The sequence below is a fragment of the Tetragenococcus solitarius NBRC 100494 genome (assembly GCF_001544195.1).
GTDB classification, from domain to species: Bacteria; Bacillota; Bacilli; order Lactobacillales; family Enterococcaceae; genus Tetragenococcus; species Tetragenococcus solitarius.
In genome coordinates, this window is sequence record NZ_BCPY01000001.1 from 1 (window position 1) to 17,929 (window position 17,929).

The following is a 17,929-nucleotide window of genomic DNA, read 5'->3' on the forward strand; positions in this document are numbered from 1 at the left end:
ACTAGGCCTAAACCTCGAACTTTATCAAAGTCCTCTTTTTTTGCTGAAGCAATCATAATAGGAAGTTGTTTTTTTAAACGAATTTGTTTGCATATCTCGAATCCATCCATGCTAGGTAGCATTAAATCGACAATGATCAGGTCGTACGGATAGTCTAGTGCAGATTGCAAACCCTTTTTACCATCGGTTTCAATGGTCACTTCCATTTCGTTGATTTCTAAATAATCTTTTTGTAAATTTGCGATACTTTCATCATCTTCAATAATTAATATCTTTTTCATTCGTTTTTCTCCTCCAATAAAGGTAGTGTAATCGTAATCGTTGTACCTTGTCCAAATTGACTGGCAACTTGAATCGTACCATTGTGACGTGCGACGATTTGTTTTACAATGCTTAAACCCAAGCCGCTTCCTTTAATGGTTGATGACCGTGCTTTATCTGAACGATAAAAGCGTTCAAAAATATTTGCCAAATCTTCTTTCAAAATACCTGTACCGTTATCAGAAAATATAACAACGATTTTTGATCCATTAGCAGCGACAGACACACAAAATTGTGGTGAATGTTGCGGGTGTTGGAATTTAATACTGTTCTGAATGAGGTTGCTAACGACACGGTTGAATTGGGCCGGGTCAATCTTTGCATAAATCGGTTGACTGGGGAAATTGGTAGTGACTTTAATTTCATCGGCCCATTGATATTCTTCTAATAAATGGTTTAAATAAGCTATAAAATCAATTTTTTCGAATGTAAAGGTAACCGCATTCAAATCAAGTTTAGAATATAAAAATAACTCGTCAATCAATTCATTAAGGGTCAAACTTTTCTCCTGTATCGTCTTTAAGTAGCTTAGTCTTTTTTCTTCGGTATTGGCAACCCCATCGAGTAGACCTTCTACATAGCCAGTGATGGAAGTAATCGGTGTTTTTAAATCGTGCGAAATATTGGAAATCAGTTCTCGACGATTGTCTTCGTATTTTTGTTGCTCTGCTTGTGAGAGTTGTAAATCAGTCCACATTTTAGAGAAGCTTTCTTGTAATTGTTGGACTTCTTTTGAGATTTTTTGTTCATTAGTTTCTACTATAAAAGGCGAAATTTTGTGGTTGCTTGTTAAAGTATGCGTGCTTTTCTCAAGGGCTAATAATGGTCGGATAGTTGTTTGAGAAAGCCTACGATTGATAAACCAGAAGGCAAAAATGGCGACACCTATAATCAAAAGAATGACCCAAATTCCCCATTGGAGGAAAAATTCAATTAAATTGCTTTCTCGCTTCAAGATAATAAAGCTGCCTTTTGAACCATCTGTATATTGAAAATCATTTTTTACATAATGGAAAAAATGACCGTCATTATCAATAGTTCCTGTGGGTTCAAAATTATTTAAATCGAAGTTTGGTGCATGTGCTTGTAGTGATTTTTCAACCAGTGGTGTTGAATAATAGGTAAAAGCATCGTCTTTACGAAGAACCACGTTTAAATTTTTCTCCTCGATGTCTTTAATTGTCTGCAGTATTTCTTGGTTCAAAGGCATTTCCAATTGATCCGGCGATTCTTGAAGATAAGCATTCACCGCGGCATAACTATCATTTTCGGTTTCTGTTAAAGGGCGCTGAGTCGTTAAAATACGATAAATTCTAGGAAAAGAAGGAACCTCTCCAAGCGTAGTATAAGTAATAATCGCAAAAATTAAAACAATCGAACCTAATGTAATAAGAATAGCACTCAAATAAGAAATTAAAAATCTATTTTTGATTGTCATAAATTGTCCAACTTTCATAAGCGTTTCTATATAGTAACCATACACTGTCTTTAACAAGAATGGAAGAAGAATTAATAACTATTCATATTCGTTCATTTTTTGTTTATAATTTGGCAAGTTGAAGTTTAGATTCGCTTGTTACTATAGGTGTATCAAGAAAGGAGCGAATACAATGAAAAAAAAATAAATTAATTGTATTAATGACAACAATAGCTTTAGGCGCATTTATTGCAGGGTGTGCGACAGAACAAAAAGATACAGAAGAATTATCGGCTGCACAGACAACTGAAACAAGCCAAGTAGAACAAACTGAACAAGAAGCAACAAATGCACTAGACATCCTGACAGATACAAATTGGCAAGGAACAAGTGTATATGACGCAGAAGACAATGATTTAACGGCTGAAAATCAAGAATTCATTAGTTTAGCTAAATTTGACAAAGAAACAGGATTTTACGAGTTCTTCGATCAAGAATCTGGTGAAACAAAAGAAGATGCGGGTACCTTTTTTGTGACCAACGATGGTCAAAAACGAATTTTGATTTCTGAAACACAAGATTATCAAGCAGTGGTTGACATCACGGAAATCTCAGAAGACATCTTTACTTACAAACGCATGGGAGAAGATGCAGATGGCAATGAAGTAGAAGTGTTTGTGGAACACGTTCCTTATGACACAACAGAACTTGAGTTTACGGAGAGTCGTGAAGCAATGGACGCTGAAACAGGTCTGATTGAAACAGATGTTGATGGTGATGAATTATTAGGTAAAACTTTGTGGAATGGAACAAAAGTTGTAGATAAAGAGGGTAACGATGTGACTGAAGCCAATCAAGAATTTATTAGTTTAGCTAAATTTGATGGGTAGACGAATAAATATGAATTCTTCGATTTAGAAACTGGCGAAACACGCGATGATTTTGGTTATTACAGTGTCCTATTTAATAATAAGCTTCGTGCGCATGTATCCATTGGTGAAAATGAATACGGTGCAGCTTTAGAGTTAACGGAGTTTAATGATGAACGTTTCACTTACAAACGTATGGGAGAAGATACGGATGGCGATGAAATCGAAATTTTTGTAGAGCATGAACCTTATACTGGAGAATTCACACCTGAGTTTACTTTTTAGATGAACTACTAGGTAAAAAATATTACTATAAAAGGAAAGGCTGATGGAATGAAAAATCATTTGCTGCTACTTATGAGCGTCCTCTTTTTATCTGCTTGTTCACAGCAGTCAGACACGACAGCCAGTCAATCGTCAGAAAGTGAAGCAGTTTCTGCAAGGACAAGTCAAACCGAATCTACAACTGTTGAAAGTACGGTGAAAACATCAGAAAGTGAGGGAACTAAGGTGGATTATCCATCAGGAAGTTTAATTCAAGCGGTGGAAAAAAATGACCTTGAACAAGTAGAGGCAATTGTTGAGACAGAGTACAAGCTCGATGAACAAAATGAACAAGGGGAAACACCACTGCTGATAGCAACACATAACAATCAAGTAGAGATTGCTGAGGCTTTGATTTTAGCAGGAGCAGATATTAACTTGCAAGATCATATTCAAGATAGTGCTTATTTATACGCTGCTGCGCAAGGAAAAACAGAAATTCTATCCTTAATGCTTGAATTTGGTCAACCGGACCAAGAAATTTATAATCGTTTTGGCGGCAATTCCTTAATTCCAGCTACTGAAAAAGGCCACCTTGAAAATGTTAAACTACTATTGCAAGATGGCGCAGTCGATATTAATCATCAAAATAATTCTGGTTATACAGCGCTTATTGAAGCTGTTGCTTTACGGGATGGCTCAAAAGTCTATCAAGAAATTGTCGCTGAACTATTGAAGTATGATGCGGATAAAAGTTTAAGAGACAATTCTGGTCGAACCGCAGAAGACTATGCAAGAGAACTTGGTTATCAAAACATACTGGAACAACTGCAATAACCTCCCCTCCCTTTTTACCAGTACAAAACAGAGCAAGGTTCTTATAAATTAGAACGCTGCTCTGCTTTTTGTAGGTAAAAAAATAATTAAGAAGTTTTCTTTTGTAGTAACGCAATAGTCTCCACATGATGGGTTTGCGGGAATAAATCAACAGGTTGAATACTGTCGGTAAAATAACCATTCACGGCAAATGTTTTTAAATCTCGGGCCATGGTTGCTGGATTGCAAGAAATATAGATAAATTTTTCTGGGTCCATATCACAGGCTGTCTCAATAAATGTTTGATCTAACCCTTTACGCGGTGGATCAACAAAGATGACATTAGGCTTGATTCCTTCTTCTTTCCATCGAGGCATAATATCCTCCGCTTTACCTGTGACATATTCTGCATTTTTTATACCATTCAGTTTGGCATTTTCTTGGGCATCTATTACTGCTTGTTTGATGGTCTCCATGCCATAAACATACGCTACTTGGTCTGCTAATGACAATCCAATGGTTCCGATCCCTGAATAAGCGTCAATGACAACATCTGATTTTTCTAAATTAGCTAACTCAAAGGCTTTTTGGTATAAAACTTCGGCTTGTTGCGTATTGACTTGATAAAACGATTTAGCTGAAATGCGAAAAGTTTTTCCTAATAATTGGTCGTAGATAAAACTTCGACCCAACAAGACTTTTTCTTGCTCGCCTAAGATGACGTTGGTTTGCTTGGGGTTAATGTTTTGTATGATAGAAACCACTTCTGGCAACTTTTCTTGAATTTTTTGAACAATTTTTTCACCTTGGAAAAAATGTTCTTTACGAGTGACTAAAACAACCATCATTTCATGCGTTTGATAGCCACGACGAATAACAATATGTCGTAAAAAGCCACTATTATCTTTTTCATTGTAAGCTTTTACTTCAAATTGCTGCAAAATTTCGCGGATAATCACGATAGCTGCGTCAATCTCTGGATCCTGTATAAAAAAATGGTCAAGCGGTATTAATTCATGACTATTTTTACGGTAAAAACCGGTCTGTAATACGCCATTCATTTTTCGTACCGGAATTTGTGCCTTATTACGATAACCAAAAGGTTCTTTCATGCCGATGGTATCTGTCACTTGAACCTCAGGCATTTTGGCTGTTTTTATAAGGACATTTTTCACTTGTTCTTGTTTAAATTTAAGTTGCTGTTCATATTGTAAATGACTAAGTGGTGCAATTCCCGTTCGTAATAAATCCTCATTTTCTATAGTTTGGCGATGGGGACTTGTTTTGAGAATCGAAAGCATTTTACCAAAGCCAAATTTTTTCCCTATCTTAAGAACTTTTACTTGTATTCTTTCTCCAGGTAAAGCATTTTCAATAAAAAGTGGATAGCCTTCGACTTTTGCAACCCCCATTCCTAAATATGATAAGTCAACCACTGTTACTTCTAATTCTTGATTTTTTTTAATTGGAATAATTTCCATACATTTTCTCCTTTATAAGCAAAATACCATGGAATTAAGACAAAAAAAGGTTGGAAGAAAGAATTTCAATAACGGTTCTTACTCGAATAATTAACTCCTTTTGACTTTCTAGCAGAGTTCATTGCAAAAGACGATTAGCTAAAAGTGTACAAAAGTTAACTTCTCGTGAAACGTTACTGAAACCACTGATCTTCCAGCCTCTTTTTAAAGATACTTATGAATTATTTTGATTCTCATTGTCATCATCTATTTCTTCGTCATTTAAACGTTCTACTTCCTTGATAAAACCTTCGCTAATTTCTTCTAATTCTTCTTCCGTTGAAACAGCACTATCAGGTATTTCATCTACATCAGCAAACATTTCAATATGTTGATGCAAATTTTCAAAGGTCATAGGTGCATCGCCACCATATTCGCCATCTAGATTGATCATTAATCGTTTTTGTGACCGTGGAACCAAAACTTCTAGTTTAGATGTTTTGGTATAGATAATTCGCGGATCTTCGACATGTTTCCCATTTCTAAGCATAATTGCTACCAGATGCAAGATTTCGAAGATATTTGCTGTTTTTACAATAATTAAAGAAAATTTGCCATCATCAAGTTTTGCGTCAGGAACAATTTGTTCAAATCCGCCAACAGAGTTGGTTAAACCTAAAAAAAACATAGAAGCTTTACCATCATATTCGCCATCATCAAATTTCAAGTGCATTTTAATGGGTCGGACTTGTGGGAGTAATTCTGCCCCCTTGGCTAGATAGGCCAAGTAACCAAAAACTCGTTTTAAATCGGAAGGTACTTCATAAGTTAATTCTGTTAAATGGCCTCCAGCTGCAATATTAATAAAATAGTTATTCGGCGTTTTTCCGACATCCATTTTTATGGTTTGATTTTTTAAAATAACTTCAGCTGCCGCTTTTATATTATCACGAGGAATTTTTAAAGCTCTAGCATAGTCATTGGTTGTCCCTCCAGGAATAATCGCCATTTTGGGCCGCTTTTTTAAAGGAGCTATACCATTGACAACTTCATTAATCGTACCATCACCGCCAGCTGCAACAATTAAATCAAAACCAGCTTGACCTGCTCTTCTCGCTTCATTTGTCGCAGAATAAGGAATAGAAGTTGTGGCATAAGCACTAGCTTCATATCCTGCTTTTTCTAAGACTGACAAAATGTCGGCTAAGTTTTTTTTCATAACTTCTTTTCCTGAAGTTGGATTGTAAATTACCCGCGCTCTTTCCATGATTACCTCTTATCGTTTCTCTAATTCTTCTTTTAACAATTTATTTACAACACCTGGGTTCGCTTTTCCTTTGGTGGTCTTCATTATTTGACCCACTAAAAAGCCAATCGCTTTGTCTTTACCGTTTTTGAAATCGTCGATCGATTGTTGGTTGTTATCTAAAACTTCGTTAATCATTGGCAGTAATTGCGCTGGATCTGATAATTGGATCCAACCGTTTGCTTCTACCACTTCTTTTGCGGTACCACCATTTTCAATTAATTCACGAAAAACTTTTTTTGCGATTTTTGAACTAATTGTCCCATCACTTACTAATTGTATCATGCCAGCTAAATTGCTAGCTGTCAATTTAGTATCCGCTAAATCTAATTTTTCACTATTTAAATAAGCTGAAACATCGCCCATTAACCAATTTGAGGCTTGTTTAGCATCAACACCGTAAGCAATCGTTTCTTCAAAGAAATCAGACATTTCTTTGGTTAAAGTAAGCACTTTTGCATCGTATTCAGGCAAACCAAGATCATCAATATAGCGCTGACGTCGATCTTTAGGTAACTCTGGCAATGATTCTTTTACTTTTTCAACCCATGCATCATCAATTTCAAAGTGAGGAATATCAGGTTCAGGGAAATAGCGATAATCAGAAGAGCCTTCTTTGACCCGCATCAATACCGTTTCACCTGTTGCTTCATCAAAACGACGGGTTTCTTGTTGTAAAGTCCCCCCAGATAGTAAGAGTTTTGTTTGACGTTTTTCTTCAAAAGCCAGTCCTTTTCTTACAAAGTTTAGTGAATTTAGATTTTTTAACTCTGTTTTGATACCAAATTCCTCTTGTCCTAATGGGCGTAAGGAAATATTTGCGTCACAACGTAAAGAACCTTCTTCCATTTTTACATCAGAAACGCCAGTAAATTGAATAATTGAACGTAATGCATCTAAATAAGCGTAAGCTTCCTCAGGGGAACGCATATCCGCTTCTGATACAATCTCAATTAAAGGCGTGCCTTGACGGTTTAAGTCAACATAAGAATATCCTCCGATGCCATGCATATTCTTTCCAGCATCTTCTTCTAAATGAACCCTTTCAATGCGAATTTTCTTTTTTTGTCCTTCCACATCGATTTCAATCCAACCGTCATATCCGATAGGATCATCTAATTGAGAAATTTGATAAGCTTTTGGATTATCTGGATAAAAGTAGTTTTTACGATCAAAGTGTGTTTGTTGTGAAATATTACAATTTAATGCTAAAGCAGCTTTCATCCCATATTCTAAAGCCGCTTTATTCATTACAGGCAAAACACCGGGATAACCCCAGTCGATAACATTTGTATTACTGTTTGGTTCTGCTCCAAAATGAGCAGGAGCAGGAGAAAAAATCTTCGTATTGGTTTTTAATTCTACGTGGACTTCAAGTCCAATCACTGTTTCGAAGTTCATTTATTTGCTCCTTTCAAATATTTCAGGTTTTTCATTATGAAAGTCCGTCACTTGTTCAAACGCATAAGCTGCTTTATAAATGGTTCCTTCTGCAAAGTGATTCCCAATTAATTGTAAGCCTATCGGAAGTCCATTAGAAAACCCACAAGGTAACGACATTCCTGGAAGTCCTGCTAAGTTCACCGGAATAGTTAACACATCGTTGGTGTACATCGTTACCGGATCGTCGATTTTTTCGCCTAAGCCAAAAGCAACGGTTGGTGTGGTAGGTCCAAGAATCAAATCATAATCAGCAAAGACATGAGCAAAATCTTCTCTGATCAACGTACGAACTTGTGCAGCCTTTTTAAAGAAAGCATCGTAATAACCAGCACTTAAAGAGAATGTTCCTAACATGATTCGACGTTTCACTTCATCGCCAAATCCTTCACTACGAGAATTTACATACACTTCTTCTAATGTATTGGCATTTTCACTACGGTAACCATAACGAATACCATCAAATCGTTGTAAGTTAGAGCTTGCTTCAGAAGAAGCAATAATATAATAAGCAGCAACACCATATTTAGAATGAGGTAAACTAACTTCTTCTACGGTTGCACCCAGAGAACGGAATGTATCAGCTGCTTTTAAGATAGCGTCTTTAATATCGTCATCTACGCCTTTATCTAAGTATTCTTTCGGTAAAGCGACTTTCATCCCTTTAATGTTATCACCTAAACCAGCTGTAAAATCAGGAACCGTTTGTCCAGAAGAAGTGCTATCTTTGACATCATAACCGCTAATGGCATTTAAAGCTAAGGCGTTATCTTTCACATTACGTGTAAGAGGTCCAATTTGATCTAAAGAAGAGCCAAAAGCAATTAAACCAAAACGAGACACCCGCCCGTAAGTCGGCTTCATCCCAACAATTCCATTAAAAGCGGCAGGCTGACGTATCGAACCTCCTGTATCGGTTCCCAAAGACAATGGAATTTGTCCACTAGCTACAGCCGCTGCCGAACCACCAGAAGAACCTCCAGGAACTTTACTTTGGTCCCAAGCATTTTTTGTCTTTTTAAAGTAAGAATTTTCTGTACTGCCGCCCATAGCAAATTCATCCATATTTAGTTTACCTACAGGAATCATATCTGATTGATAGACTTTTTCCATGACAGTCGCATCATAAATAGGTTCAAAATTGTATAAGATTTTTGAGGCAGCTGTTGTCAAAAGGTCTTTTGTCACAATATTATCTTTAATTCCTATAGGAATTCCGGCTAGAATGTCTTCTTCCGCTACCCCTTTTTCATCAAGTGCTTGTGCCATTTCTAGCGCTTTTTTTTCATTTAAGGTAATAAATGAATCTATGGTAGGTTCTACTTCTTTTATGCGATTGAATGTTTCTTGAATGAGCTCACTTACGGTTATTTCTTTGGAAACGAGTAAAGCATGTAATTCTTCTAATGTTTTACCATAAAGTTTCGTCATTATGCTTCACTCTCCTTGTTATCGATAATAGCGGGTACTTTTATGAAGCCATTCTCTGACTCCGGCGCATTCTTCATTAATTCGTCACGATTGGTACCATTTCGTGGCTCATCTTCTCTTATGACATTGATTTCTTGATTAACATTAGAAGTCAGCGCAATATCGGTTGTATCTACTTCTTCTAGAGTTTCCACTAGATCAATAATTTCTCCTAATTGATCAGTAAATTGGTGTAATTCATCTTCTGAAAAAGATAATTTTGCTAATTCAGCTACGTGCTTGGCTTGTTCTTCACTAATCGCCATAATATCCTCCTTAATTGTCTTTAAATATTAATTACAGATTATTTTCACTGTATTATATCACTTTATTGAAAATCATTGAACGACTTTCATGAAAGATTTACATCTTTGTTGATTTTTAAATTTATGTCGAACTATTTTCAAAAGCTCGTATCATTTGATCTTCGTCCCAAATAGTAATATCTAAATCTTGTGCTTTGGTCAATTTACTCCCAGCATCTTCACCTGCTACAACAATGTCAGTGTTTTGCGAAACACTTTCTGTTACTTTACCGCCAAGGTTCTCAATGCTTTTTTTAGCTTCTGAGCGCGTATATTGATTTAATTTTCCGGTTAAGACTACTGTCTTATCTTTAAATTCCGATTCAACTTCTGCTAACTCACTAGAAGTTTTTCCTAAATAATCAAAATTAACGCCTGCTTTTTCTAATTTATTGAGCAAGTCATCTACTTCTTTTTTGGAGAAGTAGGTAACAACGCTATCTGCAATCGTTTCTCCTAGGGTATAGAGCGAATGAATTTCATCAGCGGAAGCTTTTTCTAAATTTCGAACAGTTCTAAAGTGTTCAAGTAAAATTTTAGCAGCTTTAGCACCGACATGCCATATACCTAAGCCAAAAATTAGCCGATCACCAGAACGTCCCTTACTTTCTGAAATAGCATTTAATAGATTGTTGGCTGATTTATCTTTAATTTTATCTAAAGTCAGTAAGTCTTCTTTTTTTAGATAATACAAATCTGCGACATCTTTAACTAACCCTTTTTCATACATTTGGTTTAAAATTCGTGGGCCTAATCCTTCAATGTTCATTGCGTTTCTTGAAACAAAATGATTGAGTCCTTCTTTGATTTGCGCTGGACATTTTGGATTGATACAACGTAAAGCAACTTCCTCATCTAAATGAACGACTTTACTTCCACAAACCGGGCAATTTTCAGGAGTTTGATAAGCCTCACTATCTTTATCACGTTCTTCTTCAATAACATGAGAAACCTCAGGAATAATATCTCCAGCTTTATAGATTACGGCTTTATCGTTGATTCGAATATCTTTTTCTTTTATATAATCATCATTATGCAAACTAGCACGGCTAACAGTAGTACCAGCAACTGTTACTGGATCCATAATCGCAGTAGGTGTTAAAACTCCTGTGCGGCCTACAGTCCACTGAATATCGCGAATGATTGTCTGTGCTTCTTCTGGTGGAAACTTATAGGCAATCGCCCAACGAGGTGCTTTAACAGTGTAACCTAAATTTTCTTGCTGTTTAAAATTATTGACTTTGATGACAACGCCGTCAATTTCATATGATAAATCGCCTCTTTTTTCCTGGAATTCTTCAATATAGTCCCAGACTTCGTCGATTGAATGACACAATTTTCGCTCTTGGTTTGTCTGAAATCCTAAATCTTCTAGTTCTTGTAAAGCATCAAACTGCGAAGAAGATTTTAAAGAAGCCGTATCTGCTACAGAGTATAAAAATGTACTCAAATTACGCTTGGCAGTGATTTTCGAATCTAACTGACGCAAACTTCCAGCAGCAGCGTTTCTTGGATTGGCAAACACATCTTGTCCTTTTTCTTCTCTGTCCTGATTCAAACGTACAAAAGATTTTTTCGGCATATAACACTCACCGCGAGCTTCGATCGTAATCGATTTTTTTAAACTTAGTGGAATAGAACGGACAGTTTTGAGGTTTTCGGTAATGTCTTCGCCTACTGTTCCATCACCTCGAGTTGCCCCTTGAACTAATTTACCATTTTCATAGCGTAAAGAAACTGAAAGGCCATCGATTTTTAACTCACAAGTATAAGATACTTGTTGTCCTAAAGCCTTTTGTACTCGTTTATCAAATGCAATGATATCTTCTTTATTGAAAACATCGTTTAAACTGTACAAAGGAACATCATGGACGACTTTTTCAAATCCTTCTAATACTCTTCCACCTACACGTTGTGTAGGTGAATCCTCAGTGACTAGTTCAGGATGCTTATTTTCTATGTCTACAAGCTCTTGATATAAAGAATCATAGACAAAGTCTTCCACGCTGGGAGAATCTTTTACATAATATTCATACGAGTATTTATTCAGTTGATCTCTTAATTCTTCGGCCCTTTTTACAATGGATTTTTCGACCACCTTAACAACCTCCTTTAATTCACTTTTTCAATCGGTGCAAAAGCGGCTAATAAACGTTTAATTCCCATGTTTGGAAAAGCAATATCTAATTCCAAATCTTTTTTATCGCCGCTTACTTTGACAACCGTCCCAATGCCCCATTTTTTATGCTTAGCTTTATCCCCAATTTGCCAATCTTGGGTCTGAATAGCTGCAGGTTTTTTCGTTGAAATAGAGCTATTTCCTACTTTCTTTTTGTCAGTAAACCCACGATTATCTTCTCGGTCATTTGAAATTCGCTGATTCTTATAGACCACCGGTTGATCAGAAGTTAACAGGGCTGGATCGATTTCTTCTACAAAACGCGAAGGGCGGTTATATTGTGGTTTACCATATAACATTCTTGAAAAAGCATTAGTTAAGTACAACCTTTCTTCTGCCCGTGTAATTCCTACATAGGCTAGGCGTCGTTCTTCTTCCAATTCACTTTCTTCCATTAAGGAACGAGCTAATGGAAAAATATTTTCTTCCATTCCAATTAAAAAAACGACTGGAAATTCTAATCCCTTTGCTGCATGCAAGGTCATTAAGGTCACTTCTGAGCTTTCTTCTTCGTATTGATCTACATCGGATAGTAAAGATAGATCATTAAGAAAGACGGTTAGTTTATTTTCAGGAGCTTCTTTTTCTTCCTCAGGTAAATTCTCATACTGTTTATCAAATTCTTGTGTCACTGTGAGAAATTCTTCCAAGTTTTCTAAACGCGCTTGAGATTCTAAGGTATTTTGTGTTTTTAATTCATCATAATAACCACTTTTTTGCAGTACTTCTTCGGTTAATTCTGTGATGGACAGAAAAGGAATCATTTGAGAAAAATCAGCAATCATATCGCCAAAAGCTTTTAATTTTTTCATGACTTTACCGCTTATGTTAGACAACTCGACATTTTCGCTAGCCTCTAAAAGAGGCATGCCGTTAAAATCAGCAAAGTCAGTTAATTTTTCCAAGGTGCCAGGGCCAATTCCACGTTTTGGCACATTAATAATGCGAGCTAAACTTAGTGAATCATCAGGATTAGCAATCGCATTTAAATAAGCAAGAATATCTTTAATTTCTTTACGGTCGTAAAATTTATGTCCTCCCACCATTGTATAGGGGACGTTGGCTTTTAATAGCATTTCTTCGACGACCCGCGACTGCGCATTCGTTCGATATAATACTGCAAAATCACCGTATTTTTTTCCTTCTGTTTCAATTAACTGCTGGATGTTTTCTACGATAAATTGAGCTTCATCTCGTTCTGAATCGCCACGATAATACGTGATGGTTTCTCCACTTGCATTTTCCGTCCATAAGTTTTTGTCTTTACGGTTTTGATTATTAGTAATAACTTGATTGGCAGCTTGTAAAATATTTTGAGTGGAGCGATAATTTTGTTCTAATAAAATCGTTTGGGCATCCGGATAATCTTTTTCAAAATCTAAAATATTTTGCATATCTGCGCCGCGCCAGCCATAGATACTTTGGTCAGCATCTCCTACCACACAGAGGTTTTTCAAACGCTTGGCTAAAAGGTTTACCAAAATGTATTGCGCGTGGTTAGTGTCTTGATATTCATCTACATGAATGTATTGAAATTTGTTTTGATAAAATTGCAAAACTTCTGGATTTTTTTCAAATAACGTAATGGTATTCATAATTAAATCATCAAAATCCATACACTGGTTCTTATGTAATTCGTTTTGGTAAACTTCATAACAACGACCTACGATTTCTTCAAAATAGCTTCCTTGCATTTTTTGATATTCATCAGGAGCGAGCAAGGCATTTTTAGCATTGGAAATATTTCCTAAAATTGCACGTGGATCATATTTTTTTGGATCAATATTGAGCGTTTTTAATACATTTTTCATCAACGTTCTTTGTTCTGCTGAATCAATAATCGTAAAGTTTTTAGAATAACCAATACGCTCAACATCTCTTCTTAAAATACGCACACACATCGAATGGAAAGTGGAGACCCAAATGTCTTCTGCTTGCTTGCCAAGCAATCCTTTGACCCGTTCTTTCATCTCTTTGGCTGCTTTATTGGTAAAAGTAATCGCTAGGATGTTCCAAGGATTGACACTTTTTTCCTCAATTAAAAAAGCAATACGGTGTGTCAATACGCGGGTTTTTCCGCTACCGGCTCCGGCCATTAAAAGAAGCGGGCCTTCCGTCGTTGTAATAGCTTCTGCTTGTTTTTGATTCATATTTGCTAGTAATTCTTTTTGGGATGGCATGAAATAAACATCCTTTCTTTTTCAATCCATTTAATTATAGCATGTTCTTTTCGTTCAATAAACCGAACAACTTCAACTGTTCGACTTAAAAAATACAAGCTTTTCCATTTACAAAAAAACGATTGGAACATTCCTATATCGTAATTCACTCCCCTTTATAAATCAATTATCTAGCTGATTTTATTTGAAATTCATTCTATATAATTGTCGCTATTTTTTTAAGACTGTAATATAATTTTGTTGTTCTTTGCTGGAAATCGCGATAAGCTAATAATGAAGGTGAAAAAATGTTAAAGAAGTTATATGCAACAGATCAAACAAGACTGTTTTTTATTTTAAAAGGAGGGATCGTTGGGCTTGTTTCTGGCATTGTAGTTAGTATCTTTCGTTTAGCGATAGAAAAAATGACGGCTTATATTCAAGAGTTGTACCTTATAACTGTCGCTATTTTTTTAAGACTGTAATATAATTTTGTTGTTCTTTGCTGGAAATCGCGATAAGCTTAATAATGAAGGTGAAAAAATGTTAAAGAAGTTATATGCAACAGATCAAACAAGACTGTTTTTTATTTTAAAAGGAGGGATCGTTGGGCTTGTTTCTGGCATTGTAGTTAGTATCTTTCGTTTAGCGATAGAAAAAATGACGGCTTATATTCAAGAGTTGTACCTTTTCTTCCAAGAGGAACCTCTTTGGCTCATTGTCTGGGCGATCCTTTCTGTTCTTACCGCTATTTTTGTCGGTTATCTCATTAAAGCACAGCCACACATTTCTGGCAGTGGAATTCCACAAATCGAGGGTTTATTGCAAGAAGAAATTCATTACCGCTGGTTTCAGGTATTTTGGCGAAAATTCGTTGGCGGGATTCTTTCTATTGGTTCTGGTTTATTCTTAGGTCGCGAAGGTCCTTCTATACAGCTAGGCGCTTCTATCGGACAAGGAGCAAGTAGTTTTTATCATTCCCCTAAATACGAGCAAAAGATTTTAATTTCAAGTGGCGCAAGTGCCGGATTAGCAGCTGCTTTTAATGCACCCATCGCAGCAGTTTTGTTTGTTGTTGAAGAAATTCATCATACATTCTCCCCGCTTATGTGGCTAACTTCTCTTGTTTCAGCGATTATCGCTAATTTTGTTTCGTTATATGTTTTTGGTTTACGTCCTGTTTTATATCTTGGTCATATGCACAGTTTGCCTCTAAAATACTATAGTTTACTTCTCATTCTTGGCGTATTTTTAGGTATTTTGGGAAGATTATATCAAAAAAATCTGCTTGACTTGCCAAGATGGTTCAACAAGCTGCCCATGCCTTCTCCTTTTTACGGAGTCGTGCCTTTTTTGCTAGTGATTCCAATTGGATTTTATTTTCCGCAACTTTTAGGCGGTGGCAACCAGATTATTTTAAAATTAGAAGAAAGCGGATATTCTCTTTACCTGCTTTTACTTTTATTTTTACTCCGTTATATTTTTTCTATGATTTCTTATGGTTCTAATCTTCCTGGTGGGATTTTCCTCCCTATTTTGTCCTTAGGAGCTATTTTAGGCGCTTTATTTGGTGTGTTTGCTATGGAATATTTGGGACTTGAAGGCTATTACTTGAAAAATTTTATTATTATCGCAATGGCTGGCTATTTTACCGCAATTGGAAAAGCTCCACTTACAGCAATTATTTTAGTCACTGAGATGGTTGGTTCTATAAATCATTTGATGCCTCTAGGTTTTGTTTCATTAATCGCTTATATTGTGGTAGATTTACTGGGAGGCCATCCCATATATGAATCTTTGCTTGATCGTCTAGTCTCTTATAAAAAAGTAGCAAATAATAGTGAACAGATTATTATCGAATTTCCAGTTACTGCTGAAAGTATTTTAGACGGCATGTCTGTTCGTGATTTTATTTGGCCAAAAGAAACTTTACTTGTCACAATTAAGCGAGATCAGCAAGATATTTTGCCCCATGGAGACACTATTTTACAAATGAATGATCGACTTTTGATTTTAACAGACACAAATCATGCAAATGCCGTACGAAAAGAGTTAAGAAAGAAAACTCTAATTAAATAACTTTTTACTAGTAAGAAACACTCAACTGAAGTCAATATTGCTTTTCACAGATCACTAAAAGCAGTTTGAATCATTGGGTGTTTTTTATGTCATCGTAATTTGACAGATTATGCATGAATTTGATTGATATTGAATGAAAAACGTGCTAGAATGTCCCTGGAAGGATTGGTTGGAAATGCTTACAGAAAAGAGACAACAACTTATTTTAGATTTTCTGACTGAAAATGACGTTGTAACAGTCAACGAGTTGATGGAACCTCTTAAAGCCTCAGAATCTACCATACGACGTGACCTAAAAAATCTTGAAAAACAAGGTTTTCTTGCTCGGGTTCATGGTGGTGCTAAAAAGGTCCCTCATCTTAGTTTTGAGGCCACTATGGCAGAAAAAGAAGAGAAATTTCATCAGCAAAAAGTAGGAATTGCTAGGTTTTGCGCACAAATGTTAGATTCTGATGATGTGATTTACCTTGATGCTGGTACAACTACCATTGAAATGATTCAGTTTATTCCTCAGGATTTATCAATTAAGGTTGTTACTAATTCAGTGAAGCACGCTGCCCTTTTGATTGATCGACAAATTGAAACAATGATCTTAGGCGGTAGAATCAAATTATCAACGAATGCAACCCTAGGTTCCACTGCCATTGAACAGTTGGGTGAACTTCGTTTTAGCAAAGCCTTTTTAGGAATGAACGGCGCTGACCTAGAAGCTGGCTTTACGACACCAGACCCAGAAGAAGCAGCTGTTAAAAAGTGGGCTATAAAACAAAGTCAGCAAAATTATGTACTAGTTGACCATTCAAAGCTTCAACAAATTACTTTTGCTCAAGTCGCCCCTTTAAAAGCAGCCGAAATTATTACAGATAGTTGTCCACCGAAGTTCGTCAAGGATTTCCAAGATCAAACAATGCTAAAGGAGGTTAGATAATGATATACACGTTAACCCTAAATCCTTCAATCGATTATATCGTGCATGTAACGCAATTAAAAACCGGCGATGTCAACCGAATGACGGAAGATTTTAAACTTCCAGGAGGTAAAGGAATCAATGTTTCCCGTATTTTACAGCGAATTGGGTCCTCTTCTTATGCGCTTGGCTTTTTAGGCGGATTTACTGGCGATTTTATTGAAAAATGGTTGATTGAAGAAGGAATCCATAGTCAATTTACTAAAGTGAAACAGGATACCCGAATCAATGTTAAGTTAAAAGCTGAGGAAGAAACAGAAATTAACGGACTTGGACCAGATATAACTGAAGATGAAATCAAACGGTTGAAATTTACCTTATCTGAATTAGTTAAGGCTGGTGACATTGTTGTTTTGTCCGGAAGCACACCGGGTAGTTTGAGAAAAGGCTTTTACCAAGAATTGATCCAAATTATTAAAGAAAATGAGGCAGAATTTGTGATCGATACAACCGGTGATGACCTGCTCGCTGCTTTACCTGAAAAACCGTTATTAGTAAAACCTAATAATCATGAATTAGCTGAGCTTTATAAGACATCTTTGAACTCATTGGATGATATTATTATTTACGGTAAAAAGCTACTTGCTGATGGAGCTAAAAATGTTATTATCTCGATGGCTGGTGATGGTGCTTTGCTAATTACAGAAGATGGAACTTACCTTTCAAATGTTTTAAAACATGAAGTGAAAAATTCAGTTGGTGCAGGAGACTCTATGATTGCTGGTTTTCTTGGAGAATTTTCACAGTCCAAAGATCCATTAGAAGCTTTTAAATGGGGTGTTGCTTGTGGTAGCGCCACTACTTTTTCAGATGATTTAGCTACCGGCAACTTTATTAGAAAACTATTACCGGAAGTAACGGCAAAAAAATTATAGGA

At 36.1% G+C, this 17,929-nt stretch carries 14 protein-coding genes and 1 pseudogene; 6 read left to right on the top strand and 9 right to left on the bottom strand.

The window, feature by feature from the left end:
- Together TS1_RS00005 and TS1_RS00010 are read right to left on the bottom strand one after the other, a co-directional pair.
- On the bottom strand, nucleotides 1-281 hold a 281-nt coding region (locus TS1_RS00005), incomplete at its 3' end, for a response regulator transcription factor (RefSeq protein WP_157061619.1).
- Nucleotides 278-1,759: a sensor histidine kinase gene (locus TS1_RS00010; RefSeq protein ID WP_083498210.1), complete on the bottom strand. Its 1,482-nt coding sequence runs from the start codon at nucleotides 1,757-1,759 to the stop codon at nucleotides 278-280. The genes TS1_RS00010 and TS1_RS00005, both read right to left, overlap by 4 nt.
- 200 nt (nucleotides 1,760-1,959) lie before the next feature.
- On the opposite strand from TS1_RS00010, the pseudogene TS1_RS00015 reads away from it, so the two are divergent.
- Nucleotides 1,960-2,892: pseudogene (locus TS1_RS00015) on the top strand (DUF4822 domain-containing protein).
- A 48-nt stretch (nucleotides 2,893-2,940) separates the two neighbouring features.
- Entirely contained in the window at nucleotides 2,941-3,708 is a 768-nt protein-coding gene (locus tag TS1_RS00020; RefSeq protein ID WP_068706546.1) for an ankyrin repeat domain-containing protein, read from the top strand.
- A gap of 86 nt (nucleotides 3,709-3,794) precedes the next feature.
- Here TS1_RS00020 and rlmD read toward each other — a convergent pair whose 3' ends face one another.
- The 7 genes from rlmD to pcrA all read right to left on the bottom strand — a co-directional run bounded on the left by rlmD (nucleotide 3,795) and on the right by pcrA (nucleotide 14,027).
- Nucleotides 3,795-5,168: a 23S rRNA (uracil(1939)-C(5))-methyltransferase RlmD gene (gene rlmD / locus TS1_RS00025; RefSeq protein ID WP_068706547.1), complete on the bottom strand. Its 1,374-nt coding sequence runs from the start codon at nucleotides 5,166-5,168 to the stop codon at nucleotides 3,795-3,797.
- 214 nt (nucleotides 5,169-5,382) lie between these two features.
- Complete coding sequence (locus TS1_RS00030) at nucleotides 5,383-6,414, bottom strand: diacylglycerol kinase (RefSeq protein WP_068706548.1); 1,032 nt, start codon at nucleotides 6,412-6,414, stop codon at nucleotides 5,383-5,385.
- Nucleotides 6,415-6,423: 9 nt separating this feature from the next.
- Nucleotides 6,424-7,854 carry an Asp-tRNA(Asn)/Glu-tRNA(Gln) amidotransferase subunit GatB gene (gatB, locus tag TS1_RS00035; protein ID WP_068706549.1) on the bottom strand — a complete coding sequence of 477 codons (1,431 nt, stop codon included), beginning with the start codon at nucleotides 7,852-7,854 and terminating at the stop codon, nucleotides 6,424-6,426.
- Nucleotides 7,855-9,324, bottom strand: coding sequence for an Asp-tRNA(Asn)/Glu-tRNA(Gln) amidotransferase subunit GatA (gene gatA, locus TS1_RS00040; RefSeq protein ID WP_068706550.1), 1,470 nt, complete (start codon nucleotides 9,322-9,324; stop codon nucleotides 7,855-7,857).
- The gene (gatC, locus tag TS1_RS00045) at nucleotides 9,324-9,629 is read right to left on the bottom strand and encodes an Asp-tRNA(Asn)/Glu-tRNA(Gln) amidotransferase subunit GatC (protein WP_068706551.1); all 306 of its coding nucleotides are present in this window, start codon (nucleotides 9,627-9,629) and stop codon (nucleotides 9,324-9,326) included. Before gatC ends, gatA begins: the two co-directional genes overlap by 1 nt.
- A 121-nt stretch (nucleotides 9,630-9,750) precedes the next feature.
- Nucleotides 9,751-11,766, bottom strand: coding sequence for an NAD-dependent DNA ligase LigA (gene ligA / locus TS1_RS00050; RefSeq protein ID WP_068706552.1), 2,016 nt, complete (start codon nucleotides 11,764-11,766; stop codon nucleotides 9,751-9,753).
- 14 nt (nucleotides 11,767-11,780) lie between these two features.
- The gene (gene pcrA, locus TS1_RS00055; protein WP_068706553.1) at nucleotides 11,781-14,027 is read right to left on the bottom strand and encodes a DNA helicase PcrA; all 2,247 of its coding nucleotides are present in this window, start codon (nucleotides 14,025-14,027) and stop codon (nucleotides 11,781-11,783) included.
- Between the two features lie 287 nt (nucleotides 14,028-14,314).
- Between pcrA and TS1_RS12490 the strand changes: the two genes are divergently transcribed.
- From TS1_RS12490 to pfkB, 4 genes are all read left to right on the top strand, one after another.
- Nucleotides 14,315-14,491 carry a hypothetical protein gene (locus TS1_RS12490; RefSeq protein WP_157061620.1) on the top strand — a complete coding sequence of 59 codons (177 nt, stop codon included), beginning with the start codon at nucleotides 14,315-14,317 and terminating at the stop codon, nucleotides 14,489-14,491.
- Nucleotides 14,492-14,549: 58 nt separating this feature from the next.
- On the top strand, nucleotides 14,550-16,085 hold the full coding sequence (locus tag TS1_RS00060; protein WP_068706554.1) for a ClC family H(+)/Cl(-) exchange transporter: 1,536 nt from the start codon (nucleotides 14,550-14,552) through the stop codon (nucleotides 16,083-16,085).
- 175 nt (nucleotides 16,086-16,260) lie between these two features.
- Nucleotides 16,261-17,013, top strand: a complete 753-nt coding sequence (locus TS1_RS00065) for a DeoR/GlpR family DNA-binding transcription regulator (protein ID WP_068706794.1) — start codon at nucleotides 16,261-16,263, stop codon at nucleotides 17,011-17,013.
- Nucleotides 17,013-17,927 (top strand): 1-phosphofructokinase, encoded by a 915-nt coding sequence (gene pfkB / locus TS1_RS00070; RefSeq protein WP_068706555.1) that lies wholly within the window; start codon nucleotides 17,013-17,015, stop codon nucleotides 17,925-17,927. Before TS1_RS00065 ends, pfkB begins: the two co-directional genes overlap by 1 nt.
- Nucleotides 17,928-17,929: the final 2 nt, after the last annotated feature.

What these genes read in the sequence shown, in the direction of transcription:
- TS1_RS00010 (WP_083498210.1), bottom strand. Translation starts at nt 1,759, where the DNA reads ATGACAATCAAAAATAGATTTTTAATTTCTTATTTGAGTGCTATTCTT.
- TS1_RS00020 (WP_068706546.1), top strand. Translation starts at nt 2,941, where the DNA reads ATGAAAAATCATTTGCTGCTACTTATGAGCGTCCTCTTTTTATCTGCT.
- rlmD (WP_068706547.1), bottom strand. Translation starts at nt 5,168, where the DNA reads ATGGAAATTATTCCAATTAAAAAAAATCAAGAATTAGAAGTAACAGTG.
- TS1_RS00030 (WP_068706548.1), bottom strand. Translation starts at nt 6,414, where the DNA reads ATGGAAAGAGCGCGGGTAATTTACAATCCAACTTCAGGAAAAGAAGTT.
- gatB (WP_068706549.1), bottom strand. Translation starts at nt 7,854, where the DNA reads ATGAACTTCGAAACAGTGATTGGACTTGAAGTCCACGTAGAATTAAAA.
- gatA (WP_068706550.1), bottom strand. Translation starts at nt 9,324, where the DNA reads ATGACGAAACTTTATGGTAAAACATTAGAAGAATTACATGCTTTACTC.
- gatC (WP_068706551.1), bottom strand. Translation starts at nt 9,629, where the DNA reads ATGGCGATTAGTGAAGAACAAGCCAAGCACGTAGCTGAATTAGCAAAA.
- pcrA (WP_068706553.1), bottom strand. Translation starts at nt 14,027, where the DNA reads ATGCCATCCCAAAAAGAATTACTAGCAAATATGAATCAAAAACAAGCA.
- TS1_RS12490 (WP_157061620.1), top strand. Translation starts at nt 14,315, where the DNA reads ATGTTAAAGAAGTTATATGCAACAGATCAAACAAGACTGTTTTTTATT.
- TS1_RS00060 (WP_068706554.1), top strand. Translation starts at nt 14,550, where the DNA reads ATGTTAAAGAAGTTATATGCAACAGATCAAACAAGACTGTTTTTTATT.
- TS1_RS00065 (WP_068706794.1), top strand. Translation starts at nt 16,261, where the DNA reads ATGCTTACAGAAAAGAGACAACAACTTATTTTAGATTTTCTGACTGAA.
- pfkB (WP_068706555.1), top strand. Translation starts at nt 17,013, where the DNA reads ATGATATACACGTTAACCCTAAATCCTTCAATCGATTATATCGTGCAT.